Genomic DNA, 16394 nt, shown 5'->3' with positions numbered 1-16394 from the left:
GAACGTCAGTGTGCTTCAGCCCAATTTGCGCCCTGCCCCGCATCCACAACCAATGGCACGTCCAGTTTGACAACCGGTTCCGACGCTTTTTCCATGACGTTCTTGGCGACGCCGATCAATTCATCGGTTGCGCTTTCCTCCACTTCGAAAAGCAATTCATCGTGCACTTGCAGCAGCATCTTGGCAGGCAGATTGGCAATTGCCTCTGGCATGCGCACCATGGCCCGGCGGATGATATCAGCGGCCGTGCCCTGAATTGGCGCGTTGATCGCCGCACGTTTGGCAAAGCCCGCACGCGGGCCAGAGGCCGCGATTTCCGGCGTATGAATAACCCGGCCAAACAGGGTTTCGACACGTTTGTGTTCCTTCGCAAAGGCAACTGTGTCGTCCATGTAGGCTTTGATGCCGGGGAACCGTTCGAAATAGCGGTCGATGAACCCCTGCGCTTCGCTGCGTGGAATGCGCAGGTTCCGAGCAAGTCCAAATCCCGAGATGCCGTAGATCACACCAAAGTTGATCGCCTTTGCCTGACGTCGGACATCCGGCGTCATTTCGTCCAAAGGTACGTTGAACATTTCCGAAGCGGTCATCGCATGGATGTCCAGTCCGTCGCGGAACGCCTGTTTCAGGGCATCGATGTTTGCCATATGCGCCAGGATGCGCAGTTCGATCTGGCTATAGTCCAGCGCGACCAGTACCTTACCCGGTTCTGCGACAAAGGCCTCGCGGATGCGGCGGCCTTCCTCGGTGCGGATCGGAATGTTCTGAAGGTTCGGATCAGTGGATGCGAGCCGTCCCGTGTTCGCGCCCGCAATCGAGTAGGAGGTATGCACACGCCCCGTTTCGGCGTTGATATGTTCCTGCAACGCGTCCGTGTAGGTGGATTTCAGCTTGGACAACTGCCGCCAGTCCAACACGCGACGCGGCAGTTCATGTTCGGTAGCCAGATCTTCGAGGATATCAGCACCGGTCGAGTATTTGCCGTTCTTCCCGCGCTTCCCGCCTTCGAGCCCCATCGTCTCGAACAGAATTTCGCCCAACTGCGCCGGACTGCCAACGTTAAAGCTTTGACCGGCAAGTTCGTGAATCTCGGATTCCAAGCCAGCCATTTTTTGAGCAAAGGCATTCGACATTCGGCTCAGTACATCACGGTCAACGTGGATGCCGTGCATTTCCATCTGCGCAAGCACCGGAACCAAGGGGCGCTCAAGCCCTTCGTAGACCCGTGTGACACGCGCCTGGTGCAATTGCGGTTTGAACAATTGCCACAGTCGCAATGTGATGTCTGCATCTTCAGCAGCGTATTTGACCGCCTCATCGATCGGAACCCGATCAAAGGTGATCTGGCTTTTGCCTGTGCCCAACAGCGTTTTGATCGGAATAGGAGTGTGTGACAGGTAGCGTTCGGCCAGAGCGTCCATGCCATGTCCATGCAGTCCCGCGTTCATCGCGTAGGACATCAACATGGTGTCATCGATTGGGGCGACCTGCACACCGTAACGCGCAAATATCTTTGCGTCGTACTTCATGTTCTGGCCAATCTTCATGATGGCCGGGTCTTCCAGCATCGGTCGCAGAACATCCAGCGCTTCATTCAGGCCGATTTGACCTTCGGCGAGATCATCGCTTCCGAACAGATCGTCTGTTCCGGCCGCACGATGGGTCAGAGGCACATAGCAGGCCTCACCCGCTTCGACACACAGCGATATTCCAACCAGATCACAGGCCATTTCGTTCAGACCTGTTGTTTCGGTATCCACAGCCACCCAGCCGCGTTCATGGGCCTTGGCAACCCACCGTTCCAACGCGGCGACATCGCGAACGCACTCGTATTTCGACGGATCGATGGGTGGGGCTTCGGGCGCATCGCCTGTGGACGGGTTTGCGCCCTCGGGTGTCGTGTCCGGGATGACCGGCGCTTCGACGCCAAGGCTCTCGGAAATGCGCTTCGTCAGTGTGCGGAATTCCATTTCCGCCAAAAAGCCCATCAGATCATCGGCAACAGGGTCACGAACTTCCAGATCATCCAAGGAAAAAGGCAGGTCCATGTCGCAATCAAGCTGCACAAGCTTTTTCGAAAGCTCAATCTGATCCCGTTTCTCGATCAAGGTCTCGCGGCGCTTGGGTTGTTTGATTTCGCTCGCCCGGTCCAGCAGCTCTTCCAGTGTTCCAAATTCGTTGATCAGCAAAGCAGCTGTCTTGATCCCGATCCCGGGAGCCCCCGGTACGTTGTCCACGGAATCGCCCGCCAGCGCCTGAACATCGACCACACGCTCTGGCCCAACGCCGAATTTTTCCCAAACACCGTCGCGGTCAATGCGTTTGTTTTTCATCGGGTCGAGCATCTCGACACCATCGCCGACCAGCTGCATCAGGTCCTTGTCAGACGACAGGATCGTGACACGGCCCCCTGCCTCACGCGCCTGCACAGCCAGCGTTGCCATGATGTCGTCGGCTTCGAAACCTTCGATCTCTTTGCAGGCAATGTTAAACGCTTCGGTCGCGCGCCGCGTCAGCGGAATTTGCGGGCGCAGGTCCTCTGGCATGGCTTCGCGGTTGGCCTTGTACAGATCGTACAGGTCATTGCGGAATGTATGGCTACCTTTGTCAAAGATGACGGCCACATGGGTCACGTCCCCACCGGCATTCCCTTCGACATAGCGCTGCAACATGTTGCAAAATCCGCTGACTGCGCCAATCGGCAGCCCATCTGATTTCCGGGTCAAAGGCGGCAACGCGTGATACGCGCGAAAGATAAAGGCCGACCCATCGATCAAATGCAGGTGGCACCCTTTTCCGAAATTTCCCGCCATGGTAGCTAGCTCCGCAAATTGTCGAACCCGAGTGATCCCATGAAACGCGCCATTGTTCCAGTTCTCCTGTGCATCAATTTCATGGCTGGGAGTGCAAACGCCGAAAGCCTGCCGCCGATCGGTGGCGATGAAAGGCGGTCGGCAATTCCGGACTGCATTCTGAAACCGGGAAGTCAGCAAAGCTGCGCCCGCATTCTGGCCTGTATTGGCGTTGACGGCCTCTACTTCGATGGAGGCGCCTTTGGGTGGGACACGGGTGTTGTTCTGGGCAGCCGGAGCGATGGCGTGCCCTGCGCAGGCGAATGGCGCAGTGGCGGTCTGTTTGGCTCGGGAACCGCTAAGATGGAATGTGAAGACGGCCTGACCGTCGGCGCGATCTACTACAGTCAGGATTCAGAAACAGGCACGGCACTGGGACGCGGTTCAGACAACCTCGGGCGCGGGATTATCGCATGGTCTGGCGAAAACGTGCTGAAATACCTTACGCCCGATGGACGCCCCAGCGCAGAGTTGCCCTGCGGGCCAACCCCAATTCCAATCAGTTGATCGAGGGTGCCACTTGCGGTGCCGCGACGCACAGCAGCACGGCCACATACAAAACCACGGACGCAACAACCACAAATCCGTGCCAGATCGTGTTGTGAAACTTCAGACGCCATGCCAACAAAAACGGTGTGCCGACCGAATAGAGAACACCGCCGATCAACATCAGCGCCACCACACTGCGCGGCAAAGCGCCCAAGATATCCCAGCCGCCGAAAATAATGGCCCAACCGGTGCATAAGCACATCAAGACCGCCAGACCGGACGAAACATTGCGCCGGAACAAGGTGATCGCCATAGCACCCAATGCCGCGCTCCAGACTGCCGCCAAAAGACCAGACCCAGCCCCTGTCAAAAGCGCAAACGGCGTATAAGTACCCGCGATCTTGAGATGGATCGCCGACATATCAATACGCCGGAACAAGGCCTTCATATGCGGGCGACCAGCGTGATTGTAGAGCAGCGAAGCGGTCAACATTGCAATCAGCGTCAGCCCATAGATTGAAACGCCAAAGACGCTTGCTGCGTCCCGCCGCCAGAGCAGCGTCACCGCGATCAGCACCGGCACAGCGCCCAAGGCAATGCCCAGCGCAGCGACGTGCAAAACAAGATCGCTGGTACGTTCCGCCCGGCTGTAGGCCCGCATCTCGGAGCCGGGCCGCGGCGTTGTGTTGTCCTTCAGAAGGGCCATGCAATCAGACTAGGCAGAAACAGCCGCATCACAAGCGTGACGCAAGGACAGGGTAAACAGGATGTGAAGGGAAGACCCTGTCAGACTTTGCCTTCAAAGTCCTTGTGGATGAACTTGGCATCGCAATAGGGGCATTCGACCCAGCCATGTTCGTTCGGGATTTGAAGCCAAACACGCGGGTGCCCGAGCGGGCCATCTCCCCCATCACAGGCCACGCGGTACGTGTCGACGATCTTGGTCTCTGGCGCCTGGGTGCTCATTGGCTAGGTTTCCTTCCGGCTCGGTCTGTCTTATCAGCGTTATGACCAAAGCAGCCCGAAGGGGCAAGACATCGCTATGACGCATAACGCAATCGCTCTATCCGGGCTGCGCAAGACCTACAAGAGTGGCCAAGAAGCGCTCAAAGGCATTGACCTCGCCGTTCCTGCTGGATCGATTTTCGGGCTCCTGGGCCCGAATGGCGCAGGCAAATCGACTTTGATCAACATCCTTGCCGGTCTGGTTCTGAAAACCAGCGGCAAAGTCGAGATCTGGGGGTGGGACCAAGACTCAAACCCTCGTCAAAGCCGCGCCGCCATCGGAGTGATGCCACAAGAGCTGAATCTCGATCCATTCTTTTCGCCTCATGGCGCGCTCGAGGTTCAGGCCGGGCTTTATGGCGTGCCTGCGTCGCGGCGCAAATCAGACGAGATTCTCGCTATGGTCGGGCTTACGGACAAGCGGGACGCTTATGCCAGAACGCTGTCAGGCGGCATGCGGCGCCGGCTCTTGCTGGCCAAGGCATTGGTACACAGCCCACAGGTGCTGGTGCTGGATGAACCCACGGCAGGGGTCGATATCGAGCTGCGTCAAATGCTTTGGGAAAACGTGCGCCGGTTAAACCGGGAACGCGGTATGACAATCATTCTGACGACCCACTATCTCGAAGAAGCCGAGGAAATGTGTGATGAGATCGCAATCATCAATCACGGAACTTTGGTTGCACAGGACAGCACGTCAAATCTGCTGGGCCAATTGGATGCCAAGACAATGATCATCACCCCTGCTGGCGGCGAATACACTCTACCCAAGGCTGATGGGATATCAGCAGAGCGCCGAGAAGACGGGACGATCGCACTGGCCTACAACGCCAGACAAACCAGTGCGGACGCGGTGCTGGCCGCCGTGCGCAGCGCGGATATCACTATTCAGGATGTCAGGACCGAACAGGCCGATCTTCAGGATGTTTTCCTGAACCTGACCAAAGACGGCTAGGTCAGGCCCCTGAACCGTCTCATGCCTTGGCGAGCATTCTGCCCAACATGCGCCCGGCCAGAATATGCACATGCAAATGCGGCACTTCCTGAACGCCGTCATGACCTGCGTTTGCAATGAGCCTGAAGCCGTCTGTTTCCAGACCATTCATTTTGCAAACCTCGCCCACCGCGCGCACGTAGTCAGTGATTTCGGCATCGCTGGCCTCTTGCGCAAAATGGTCAAAACAGACGTAAGGGCCGCGCGGAATAACCAGAATGTGCACCGGCGCCTGAGGCTGAATATCCCGGAACGCAAGACTGTGTTCGGTTTCCAGAACCGTGTCGTTTGGAATTTCCCCGCGCAGAATTTTGGCAAAGATATTTTGATCGTCATATTGATAAGCCATCAAGGTCCTCAATCGGCATATAGGTGGTCGTGTGACAGGATTTCGTGGGCCTTGTCCTGAGGCACGGTCAAAAACTCACTGATCGCCCGGGCCGAAACATCCGTTGGATCCACTTCCCTGACACGCAGGAAATTTTCGAAGTTGGCGTCCCGAATGCGGTCGCTTTCGTGGGTCATGTCGTTGCGCACGGTCGGCAAAAGGCGCTGAATAGTTTCAGGTGGTGTGCGGTCTCCGGCCAGACCAACCCGCATCGCGTGCCCGATCAGATACTCATCCGAGAAGTGACACTCAATTTCGAGAATGCGCGTCAATGAACGGTCACGACCAAAGTCTTCGAGCAGGTCAAGGTTCGCAGGGTCCATGCAAACGATCAACCTGTCTGTGTCATAGTAGTCGAACAACATGCGCATCAAGGCACGCCTGTGCCGGTGTCGTTTTCCCATGGTCGACTGAATGCCGCCCAGATCAGGAAGCGGGCAACTGTCTTCGTTGAACAGATACTCAATGCACGGAATGTTGGTCATCTGTCGGATACGCTCAAGCAAGCGTTTGGCAACGTGCCATTTCTTGCAGACGATGATCAACAGCTCGCGTTCACGCCCGAGCGAGCTTTCCTTTTCCCAGAACCGCGACGCAAAGCGACGCCCGATCCGTCCCTTTTCAGTCAGGAACTTATAAAGTGAGCGGCCCTCGTTCGAAATCTGGAATCGCTGTCCGTCTGACGAATACAAAACACCCAAACGCCTGCGCAGTTCGGTGGCATCCGGGCTGATCTTGCGAGCGAAGAGGAAATCCTGACTCAGCAACAGATCATAGTGATCGTTGTAGAACGTGACTGGCATCCCATAATCCGAGAACATCAGGAATGTCAGTGTCCGGCTTTCGATTTCGTGGGCCGGGACGAGATGTCGAACAATGGTCTGAAAGAAGGTCTCGTCGGGAATCCACGTCGTCCTGAAAAAGCGCATCACGTCCTTGCGCCGTTTCACGAAATCCAAAATCCATTCGATCGTGCGCCTGCGCAGACACCACCACTGGCTGCCGATCATAACCTCGATGTCTTCGGGGATGTCCCGGGTGATGCCCAAACGTTTTTGCGCTTCGAACATCCAGTAAAACCGGCGTTTCTGCGTGCGTTCGTTGAACCAATGGCGATAAATCAAGCGTTCCTCTTTCCATCCCGTTTTGATCCAGTCGGAATCGAAATAGTCAAAGCTCTCGATGTAGTCACATTCCCTGCGGTCCAGCAGCTCATGGGCGTATTCAGCGGACTTGATCGCCATGCAGTCGCCCGACAGCATGTAGAAATGCGTCGCACGCGGAAAGGCATCCACAGCCGCTTCTACTGCGTTCAAAGTCGCCTGCACCAACGACCATTCGCCCCACCCGCACTTGATACGTTTGGCCGCAAAGGTCACATGGTCGTTGTCTTTCAGCGCGTCGCGAATCTTTTGATAATGTTCCGGATTGGCACGCGCATCGAAGTGGATCGACATATAGTCGCCCACAGCTGTCAGACTCTGCGCCTGCTTGATGATGGCGTCAGGGTCCTTGTGACACAGGAGTATGAAGGCAATTTTTGCCATTCAGGAAACGATCTGCCCTATTTTTGCCCGATTGTTTATGTTGATAGAGATGAACACACGTTGAATAAACCTGCTTTCTTTGCTTTTTTGAAGCAAATCAGGCGTAAGAGCGTCAATAAGACAATAAAATCCGGAGGCAGCAGGCATGGGTTTTCCCGGAACCTGGATGACCGAGAGTCAAAGTGTCGTATATCGGGTCGTCCCGAAATGCGCGTGTTCGACCATTGGTCAGATCATGTACTACTCGGATCACGGCACGTTTTTCGACGGTGACATTCACGATGCCACCGAAGGCCTTCACAAGTGGGCCCGCGAAGAAAGCCAAGATGCGATCAAGGCCAACGTCAAGACTCAGACGTCTTTGGCGTTTACCTGCGTGCGCAATCCCTACACGCGCATCCTTTCGAGCTTCTTTGACAAGATCTGCGGCATTCAGCGGAACGGCAAACGCTACCGCGGGAATCTTGTCCCTCTTCTGATCCAGAAATATGGGATCGAGGTAGGCGGCGATGATGGCAAAGAAGATTTCGACCAGATCAAAAGCTTCCGACGCTTTTTGCTTTTCACCCGTGACACCATTCGCTGGCGTCGTCCGATGGAGCCAGACATTCACTGGTCTGCCATGTCGGGTCATGTCAGCACATTCATCGTGAACGGCGGTCGCTACAAAAAGATTTTCTGGACTGAAAAGTTCAACGACGGCATGCAGCAGGTGCTGGACAGCATTGAAACACCGCATTCAATCGATCTGGCAAACATCCCGCGCTTCAATGAATCCGAGGGCCATGGCCCCAAACGCGCGCATCCGGTCGAAGACTATTTCGACGATCTTTCGATGCATCTGATGAAAGAGATCTATCACCGCGATTTTGCACTGTTCAAATACGACTTCGATGACCCATCGAATAAAATGCCAATCGGTGAGATCGATCTTGATGAGGTACATGCCAAGCTGGGCGACTGACGTCGACAATTGCTTTGGATCAAGCCTCTAAACAGGCCCGTACATCATTCAGCCAGCCTGCGGTTTCGTCGGGCTGGCAAACGAATTCGGCACTGACCCAACCGTTATAAGAACTCTTACCAATCGCCTTCAGAAGCTCTGCCTCGGGGGCGTTGTTCGAATTGGGCGCCCCACGTCCTTCAAAGCCGGCGATCTGGACATGTGTCACCGCTTCGGCGTGATCCTGCCAAACCTTGAGAGGATCGCCGTGAATGCGCGCCGCGTGCCAGCTGTCGTATTGCAGACCAAGGTTCGGGGCGTCGACGGCGTCGATTACCCGCCGGGCAAGAGCATAGTCGTTCAGAAAATACCCCGGCATATCGATCGGATTGAGCGGCTCAATGCACAATGGCAATTCACCAGACAAAGCCGTGGCCCAGCGCAAGTTTTCCACGAATGTGTCAAACGCAGCATCGTCCTGCGTCAGGCCTGCCATGACGTGCAGACGCTGCGCTTTGCTGGCATGCGCAAATTCCAGAGCTTCTTCAAATTCACGGCGAAAGCGGCTCATCTCTGAAGGAATTGCGCCGCGCCCCCGGTCGCCGTTTGCCCACCCCGGTTCTGGTGTGTTGATCAAGGCAAGCGGCATTTCGGACTGGTCCAGCCTTTGCTTGAACGCCTCTGCCCCTTGGTCATATGGCAAGAGACATTCAACCCCATCAAAGCCCAGATTGGCGGCGTGTTGCGGTCGGTCCTCCATCGGGACATCCGGGAACAGCATGGTCAGATTGGCTGCAATTTTCATAGCTTAGCTTTCGTCTGGGGGCAGCTCATCGGACGGGATAATCGGGAAAAAGGTTCCCGATGACCACAAACCGAACCAGCCTTCGTGATGTGTGCCCAACTCTACAATCCTGTAAAAACTCTTGCGATCTATCAGGGCCTCGAGATTTGCGCGCACAAGCACGTAGGGCGACGGCTCACCCGTGTCGGGGTCTCGCTCAACTCGGATGGGATGATCTGCCGAGGCGACCGAAAAATCGCCCACGTGAGTCTGAAAGGTCAAAACCTGCTCTTGTCCCGTGCCTTCTGCTTCGAAGTCCGTGGCGACAAAAGGTGCATCATCGACCGTGATGCCGACTTTTTCGACCGGTGTGACCAAAAAATAATCATCACCGTCACGGCGCAGGATGGTCGAAAACAGTTTCACTAACTCAAAACGCCCAATGGGCGTGCCAAGATAGAACCACGTGCCATCGCGCGCGATACGCATGTCCAGATCGCCGCAAAACGGCGGATTCCACTTGTGTACAGGCGGAAGCCCCTTACCCTTTGCCGCGGCGCGCGCCGATGCAGCAAGGCCTTCTGCCGAGGGGGTCACGATATTTTGTGCGCTCATTCGTTTTGCCATTTTGAAAGCCAGAGATACACTCTTACATAACGCATATAGTTCGAACAGGAGCGATACCATGACCAAGGCCGAAGATCTGGTCGCCGATATTGAGGCGCTGGAAGAAAAACTGGCCGCGGCCAAAACGTCGATCACATCCCGTTTCATCGGGCAGGAACGGGTCGTCGATCTGACGTTGTCCGCTCTGCTTTGCGGAGGGCATGCGCTTTTGATCGGCCTGCCAGGGCTCGGGAAAACCCGTTTGGTTGAAACGCTCTCCACTGTGATGGGGCTCAACGGGAACCGCGTTCAGTTCACGCCCGATCTGATGCCATCGGATATTCTGGGATCCGAAGTGCTCGAAACCGGAAGCGATGGAAGCCGTGCATTCAAATTCATTGAAGGTCCGATTTTTTGCCAACTGCTGATGGCGGATGAAATCAACCGTGCGAGCCCGCGGACCCAATCGGCGTTGCTGCAAGCCATGCAGGAAAAAGTCGTGACGGTTGCCGGGGAAACCCGCAGCCTCGACGCACCGTTTCACGTGCTTGCCACCCAGAACCCGATCGAACAGGAAGGCACCTACCCCCTGCCGGAAGCGCAGCTTGACCGGTTTTTGGTGCAAATTGACGTGCCTTACCCGACCCGCGACACCGAAAAGGACATCCTGCTGGCGACAACCGGCACCGAGGAAGCGCAATCCACTCAGGTGTTCGACGGTGAATCCCTGATCGCCGCACAACACCTTCTGCGCCGTATGCCTGTCGGCGATGCGGTCGTCGAAATGATCCTTGATTTGGTCCGCGCATTCCGTCCGGATGATCCTGCCGCTTCGGACAAAGTAAAAGAGGTTGTCGCCTGGGGTCCCGGCCCGCGTGCGGCGCAGGCTTTGATGTTGACGGTACGGGCGCGCGCGTTGCTGCAAGGGCGTCTCGCACCCTCCCCCGAAGACGTTCTGGATATGGCACGGCCGGTTCTCGTGCACAGAATGGCCCTCAGTTTCTCGGCCCGTGCACGCGGCGAAGACCTCGGGGCTTTGATCGACGAGATCGCGGCAGGGATGGCTCGCACCGAGGCCGCCGCGTGACATCAACCGTCACCCAACTGCGCCAGCGGGCGCAAGAAGAAGCCAGCCGTTTTCCGGCCCTTCTGGCACGGGCCGAGCAACTTGCGGGAACAGTCCTGCTGGGCGAACACGGGCGCCGGCGCGCGGGATTGGGTGACGATTTCTGGCAATACCGCCCGATGCGTCCCGGGGACAGCTATCGCAAGATCGATTGGCGCCGCTCGGCGCGCGGTGACGATCAATTCGTGCGCGAACGCGAATGGCAAATTGCACAAAGTGTTCAACTTTGGGTCGATCCCGGCGCATCCATGCGGTTTTCCTCGAACAAAGATTTGCCAACCAAAGCGGACCGCGCCCGCGTTATCGCGCTTGCGGCGGCCGTGCTTCTGATACGGGGCGGCGAACGGGTCGGGCTGACCGGTTGGAAACTGCCCCCACGGCGCGGAGATGTGCAGATACTCCGGCTGGCAGAAATGTTTTCCGAGGACGGCGAAGAAGATTATGCCGAACCCGAAGCACGGGGCATGCTGCCCCATGCCAAAGCCGTCTTCGTTTCGGATTTTCTGGGTGATCTTGATCCGGTCGAAGCCGCCCTGACAAAGGCCGCAGACCGAGGCGTGCGCGGTGTTGTCCTGCAGGTGCTTGATCCATCCGAAGAGAGCTTTCCATTTCAGGGACGCACAATTTTCGAAAGCATCGGCGGAACCATGGCCCATGAAACGCTGAAGGCTGGGGAACTGCGCCAACGGTATCTCGACAGACTAGCCGAACGAAAGGCGCGTTTGCAGTCGTTGTGCAATCTGACGGGTTGGCAATATAGCGCGCACCGAACAGACCAAAGCGCGCAGTCCGCGTTGCTATGGCTCTACCGCGCGATGGACGGAGGTCACGGATGACTTTGTTCGGCGTGCTCGGTTTTACAACCCCTTGGCTGCTTCTGGGTCTGCTGGCGCTTCCTATCCTTTGGGTGATCCTGCGGGCCGTGCCCCCGGCCCCCATTCGGCGCATGTTTCCCGGCGTGGTATTGTTGCTTGGCCTCAAGGACGACGACCAGATTACAGATCGCACGCCTTGGTGGCTGTTGCTGCTGAGGGTACTGGCCGTTGCCGCCGTTATTGTCGGGCTGGCAGGCCCCGTCCTGAACCCCGAAAACGAAACCGAAGCCTCCGGAGATGGCCCGCTGCTCGTGGTCATGGATGCGAGCTGGGCCTCAGCCGGTGATTGGCGCGCGCGCATCTCAGCGCTTGATGGGTTGCTCGCCCGCGCCGGGCGCGATGGTCGGCCCGTGGCTATTTTGCGCCTGACAAATCCCGAACCGGTTCAATTCCTGTCTTCCGAAGTTTTGCGAACACGCCTGTCAGGGCTGGTGCCGGAGGCATGGGAGCCAAGCGCAGACAGCGTATCCCGCGCTGTTGAACTGCTGCCAGAAGTCCGCTTTGACAGCTATTGGATGTCCGATGGACTAAACCGCGAAATCCGTGCGCCCCTACTGGCTGCTTTGGAGGCCAAAGGGCGTGTGACGGTCTTTGAATCGCCCCGTGCGCTATATGCCCTGGAACCTGCGCGGTTTGAGGAAGGCAAGTTGAACCTCACGCTGCGCCGTCTGCGTGAAGGCCCGGCAAACGAGGTATTTCTGGTGGGTCACGGGCCCGATCCAGCGGGCAACCCGGCCGTTCTGGTGCGGTCATCTGTTGGTTTCGAAAGCGACGCTTTATCGGCAGGCATAGAACTCGCTCTGCCGGCCGAACTCAGGGCGCGTATCAATCGGTTCGAAATTGAGGGCATCCGCAGCGCGGGTGCAGTCAGTCTGCCGGATGACAGTTTACGCCGCCGGGAAATCGCACTGATCGCCGGGCGCGAAGACCGCGAAGGGCTCGAACTGCTGTCGCCCCTCCACTACCTGCATCGCGCGTTGGAACCAAACGCGGATTTGCTGGACGGTGCCTTGATGGACATCCTGCCCGCCAATCCCGATGTCATTGTCCTTGCGGATGTGGCCAAACTAACCGGCAGCGAGCAGGAAGAGCTGACGCAGTGGTTGGAAAAAGGCGGTATGCTTTTGCGCTTTGCCGGCCAGCGGCTTGCGGCCTCTGATGTCAGCCGCGAAACCGAAGACCCCATGATGCCCGTTCGTTTGCGCGCCGGTGGCCGGACTGTCGGCGGCGCCATGAGCTGGGGTGAGCCCAAAACGCTGGCACCCTTCGGCGAAGACAGCCCTTTCCTTGGTCTGCCTATTCCCGGGGATGTCACTGTCAGCAGTCAGGTGATGGCACAACCAGATCCGACACTCGCCGACCGTGTGATCGCCCAGCTGACCGATGGAACCCCGCTTGTGACCCGCAAACGCGTAGGACAGGGACAGATCGTGTTGTTTCATGTCACGGCCAATGCCGAATGGTCCACTTTACCCTTATCCGGGCTTTTTGTGCAGATGCTTGAACGGCTCGCCGTGTATTCGGCCGCATCCACACCCAAAGCAAAAGATCTGGAAGGAACCATCTGGCAGCCAGCCATGGTACTGGACGGTTTCGGGGTTCTGCGTGATGGCGGCACCTTGCCGGGCGTTGCCGGAGAAGACCTGATACAGGCTGCTCTTGGGCCGGACCTCCGGCCAGGTCTGTACCAGGGCGAGGACCGCAGCATTGCACGAAACGTCGTAACCCCCGAGACGGAGCTAACCCCAATGCAATGGCCTGCGAATGTCACCGTCGAGGGCCTGAACCGGCCAGAGGAAACACCACTGGCAGGCTGGTTGCTGGCTTTGGCAATCGGATTGTTGTTGATCGACGTGATTGCATCGCTCGCGCTCTCGGGTCGCTTGCGGGCTGCCAGAGCAAACTCGGCAGCCATCCTTGCGGCAGCCATGCTCATCATGCCGCACGATGCGGTGGCGCAGACGCAGGACGACGACGCCTTGGCGATCGCGGCCACTGCGGATGTCGTGTTGGCCCATGTTCTGACCGGCGACGCTAAATTGGATCAACTGGCAGCCGCCGGTCTGCGCGGTCTTTCGGATTCGCTATTTTTCCGCACGTCTGTGGAACCGGCAAAGCCCATGGCCATCGATCTGGAAACGGACGAGTTGGCGTTTTTCCCGCTGCTGTACTGGCCGATCACAACGGATCAGCCGACCCCTTCAGCCGCAGCCTACGCGAAACTGAACACCTATTTGCGCTCTGGCGGGATGATCCTGTTCGACACGCGCGATGCGGACATCGCAGGCTTTGGCGCAAACACGCCCAACGGACGCAAGCTGCAGGCCTTGGCCGCACCGCTGGACATTCCTCCGCTTGAATCGGTGCCGCAGGACCATGTTCTGACTCGAACTTTCTACCTGCTTCAGGAGTTTCCGGGTCGCTATACAGGGCGCAACGTTTGGGTCGAAGCCGCACCACCAGATGCCGAATTGATCGAAGGCATGCCATTTCGCAATCTCAACGACAACGTGACGCCGGTTGTGATCGGCGGCAATGACTGGGCGTCTGCCTGGGCGCGCGATGAACGCGGCAATCCGATGGTCTCCCTTGGGTCCAGCTTTTCCGGGGAACGCCAGCGCGAGATCGCCTATCGCTTTGGCGTAAACCTCGTAATGCATGTGCTGACCGGCAACTACAAATCTGATCAGGTCCACGTGCCTGCACTGCTCGATAGATTGGGGAACTGATGGGCCAAATTGTTTTTGACCCGCTGCTTCCCTGGCCTTTGATTGCCGGGCTTGCCGCCATTGCTTTTGCGGGTGCAATGCTTGCGCTTTGGCGCGGTTTGTCCGGCTGGGCGCTGCGTGCTCTGGCCGGTCTGGTCCTGATCGGGGCCTTGGCACAACCCTCTTACCAGATAGAAGACCGCGCGCCGCTTTCAGACATCGTCCTGATTGTCGAAGACCAAAGCGCATCGCAACGCCTCGCTGAACGCGCGGGCGTGACAGAAACCGCAGCCGACACTCTGGAAGCCGATCTGCTGGCCCGTGCGAATACCGAAGTAAGACGGATCACCGTGCCCGATGGCGAAGGCGATGCAGGCACGCAATTAATGACAGCGCTGTCAGCGGCCATGGCCGAAGAACCACGCGGCCGGATTGCCGGGGTGTTCCTGCTGTCTGATGGCCGTCTGCACGATCTGGAACGCGCGCCCGAACTCCCGGCACCGATGCATCTGCTCATGACCGGCCAGCAAACAGATTGGGACCGGCGTTTGATTGTTCGCAACGCACCGGCTTTTGCCATTCTCGGCGAACCTGTTGAACTGACGTTGCGGGTCGAAGACGAAGGTGCTTCACCGGATGCAAGCTCGACCGAGCTACTGATCTCGGTCGATGGCGCAGCCTCGCAAAGCTACACGGTCCCGATTGGCGAAGACCTGACACTGCCCATTACTTTGCCCCATGGCGGTTTGAACGTGATCCAGTTTACCCTGCCCGAGGCGGATGGTGAATTGACCGATCGGAACAACACCGCGCTTGTCCAGATCAATGGTGTTCGCGATCGTCTTCGCGTGTTGCTGGTCTCGGGCGAACCGCACGCTGGCGGCCGAACATGGCGCAACCTGCTGAAATCAGACAGCAGTGTTGATCTGGTCCATTTCACCATTTTGCGCCCGCCTGAGAAACAGGATGGCGTTCCGGTCAATGAGCTGTCGCTGATCGCCTTCCCGACGCGCGAGCTGTTTCTCGAAAAAATCGAGGACTTCGACCTGATCATATTCGACCGCTACAAGCGCAGAGGCATTCTGCCCGCGATCTATCTGGACAACGTGCGCAACTACGTCGAACAGGGCGGCGCTGTTCTGGTGGCGGCGGGTCCGGACTTTGCTTCGGCGGACAGCATTTATCGCTCGCCTCTGGCGGATATCATGCCTGCCGAACCAACCGCACGGGTCGTCGAAGAGGGTTTCCGCCCAACGGTTACAGACATCGGTGAAAAACATCCGGTGACCGCCGGACTGCTGGGCGCAGAGACGTGGGGCCGCTGGATGCGGCAGATCGAAGTCGATTCCGTACAGGGCGACGTGGTTCTGTCAGGTGTCGAAGAGCGGCCACTGCTGGTACTGAACCGGGTCGGCGAAGGTCGGATTGCTCTGCTCGCATCTGACCATGCCTGGCTCTGGAACCGCGGATTTGAAGGCGGTGGCCCTCAGATGGAATTGCTGCGCCGGCTTTCTCACTGGATGATGAAAGAACCGGAACTGGAAGAAGAGGCGCTTTGGGCTGAACCACAGGGCCAGACAATGCGGATAATCCGGCGGTCGCTGGGCGAAACCGTTGGCGCAGTTACGATCACACGCCCGGATGGCGGAACCGAAGAAATTACGCTTGAAGAGGTCAGCCCGGGCCGGTTCGAGGCGCTCTATGACGGCCCGGAAATTGGTTTGTATCGCTTGACCGAAGGCGATCAGAACACCGTCGTTGGTCTGGGGCCAGCCGCACCACGCGAGTTTGAGCAGACCATCGCAAGCGCGGCGGCTTTGTCCCCAACCATCGAAGCCCTGCGCTCTGGCGTGATGCGGCTGGAGGACGGCATTCCGGACATCCGCAATGTACGCGAGGGCCGCCCTGCGGCAGGCCGCGGTTGGGTCGGCATCACACCGCGCGAGGCATTTGAAACGCTGGATGTTCGGCAAACGCCCTTGTTGCCTGCTTGGCTGGTGCTTTTGCTGGCATCTTTGATGATTGTCGGGGCATGGCTGCGTGAGGGCCGAAACTGACCCTCTTGCCCTTCGCTTGG

The 16394-nt window shown here is 57.8% G+C and carries 14 protein-coding genes; 7 read left to right on the top strand and 7 right to left on the bottom strand.

Annotated features, from left to right (window positions below; translation table 11 throughout):
* Positions 1–5 precede the first annotated feature (5 nt).
* Positions 6–2813: a DNA polymerase I gene (polA, locus tag PFY00_RS03400; protein ID WP_271431095.1), complete on the bottom strand. Its 2808-nt coding sequence runs from the start codon at positions 2811–2813 to the stop codon at positions 6–8.
* Positions 2814–2894: 81 nt separating this feature from the next.
* Here polA and PFY00_RS03395 point away from each other — a divergent pair, with 81 nt between their 5' ends.
* The gene (locus tag PFY00_RS03395) at positions 2895–3359 is read left to right on the top strand and encodes a hypothetical protein (RefSeq protein WP_271431094.1); all 465 of its coding nucleotides are present in this window, start codon (positions 2895–2897) and stop codon (positions 3357–3359) included.
* Here the strand turns inward: PFY00_RS03395 and trhA are convergent.
* Positions 3352–4047 carry a PAQR family membrane homeostasis protein TrhA gene (gene trhA / locus PFY00_RS03390; RefSeq protein WP_271431093.1) on the bottom strand — a complete coding sequence of 232 codons (696 nt, stop codon included), beginning with the start codon at positions 4045–4047 and terminating at the stop codon, positions 3352–3354. The two genes, PFY00_RS03395 and trhA, sit on opposite strands and share 8 nt — an antisense overlap.
* Before the next feature lie 80 nt (positions 4048–4127).
* Complete coding sequence (locus PFY00_RS03385; protein WP_271431092.1) at positions 4128–4307, bottom strand: zinc-finger domain-containing protein; 180 nt, start codon at positions 4305–4307, stop codon at positions 4128–4130.
* A 76-nt stretch (positions 4308–4383) separates the two neighbouring features.
* Between PFY00_RS03385 and PFY00_RS03380 the strand changes: the two genes are divergently transcribed.
* A complete protein-coding gene (locus PFY00_RS03380; protein ID WP_271431091.1) occupies positions 4384–5301 on the top strand; it encodes an ABC transporter ATP-binding protein in 918 nt (305 codons plus the stop codon).
* 19 nt (positions 5302–5320) lie between these two features.
* Here PFY00_RS03380 and PFY00_RS03375 read toward each other — a convergent pair whose 3' ends face one another.
* Positions 5321–5689, bottom strand: coding sequence for a histidine triad nucleotide-binding protein (locus tag PFY00_RS03375; protein WP_271431090.1), 369 nt, complete (start codon positions 5687–5689; stop codon positions 5321–5323).
* Positions 5690–5697: 8 nt separating this feature from the next.
* Positions 5698–7275: a DUF5928 domain-containing protein gene (locus PFY00_RS03370; RefSeq protein ID WP_271431089.1), complete on the bottom strand. Its 1578-nt coding sequence runs from the start codon at positions 7273–7275 to the stop codon at positions 5698–5700.
* A 145-nt stretch (positions 7276–7420) separates the two neighbouring features.
* Between PFY00_RS03370 and PFY00_RS03365 the strand changes: the two genes are divergently transcribed.
* Positions 7421–8239, top strand: a complete 819-nt coding sequence (locus PFY00_RS03365) for a sulfotransferase family protein (protein WP_271431088.1) — start codon at positions 7421–7423, stop codon at positions 8237–8239.
* Between the two features lie 19 nt (positions 8240–8258).
* Here the strand turns inward: PFY00_RS03365 and PFY00_RS03360 are convergent, their stop codons facing one another.
* Both PFY00_RS03360 and PFY00_RS03355 read right to left on the bottom strand, forming a co-directional pair.
* A complete protein-coding gene (locus PFY00_RS03360) occupies positions 8259–9023 on the bottom strand; it encodes a hydroxypyruvate isomerase family protein (RefSeq protein WP_271431087.1) in 765 nt (254 codons plus the stop codon).
* A gap of 3 nt (positions 9024–9026) precedes the next feature.
* Positions 9027–9617, bottom strand: coding sequence for a DUF1285 domain-containing protein (locus PFY00_RS03355; RefSeq protein ID WP_271431086.1), 591 nt, complete (start codon positions 9615–9617; stop codon positions 9027–9029).
* A gap of 70 nt (positions 9618–9687) precedes the next feature.
* Here PFY00_RS03355 and PFY00_RS03350 point away from each other — a divergent pair, with 70 nt between their 5' ends.
* Genes PFY00_RS03350 through PFY00_RS03335 form a run of 4 tightly spaced genes read left to right on the top strand, consistent with a single transcriptional unit; the run spans position 9688 to position 16374 of the window.
* Positions 9688–10695, top strand: coding sequence for an AAA family ATPase (locus tag PFY00_RS03350; protein WP_271431085.1), 1008 nt, complete (start codon positions 9688–9690; stop codon positions 10693–10695).
* Positions 10692–11570: a DUF58 domain-containing protein gene (locus PFY00_RS03345; protein WP_271431084.1), complete on the top strand. Its 879-nt coding sequence runs from the start codon at positions 10692–10694 to the stop codon at positions 11568–11570. Before PFY00_RS03350 ends, PFY00_RS03345 begins: the two co-directional genes overlap by 4 nt.
* Complete coding sequence (locus PFY00_RS03340; protein WP_271431083.1) at positions 11567–14338, top strand: DUF4159 domain-containing protein; 2772 nt, start codon at positions 11567–11569, stop codon at positions 14336–14338. Before PFY00_RS03345 ends, PFY00_RS03340 begins: the two co-directional genes overlap by 4 nt.
* Positions 14335–16374, top strand: a complete 2040-nt coding sequence (locus PFY00_RS03335; protein ID WP_271431454.1) for a hypothetical protein — start codon at positions 14335–14337, stop codon at positions 16372–16374. The genes PFY00_RS03340 and PFY00_RS03335 overlap by 4 nt, the downstream gene beginning before the upstream one ends.
* The last annotated feature ends 20 nt before the right edge of the window (positions 16375–16394 follow it).

Source organism: Thalassococcus lentus (genome assembly GCF_028023555.1).
GTDB classification, from domain to species: Bacteria; Pseudomonadota; Alphaproteobacteria; order Rhodobacterales; family Rhodobacteraceae; genus Thalassococcus_A; species Thalassococcus_A lentus.
This window is presented reverse-complemented; position numbering and strand designations above follow the sequence as displayed.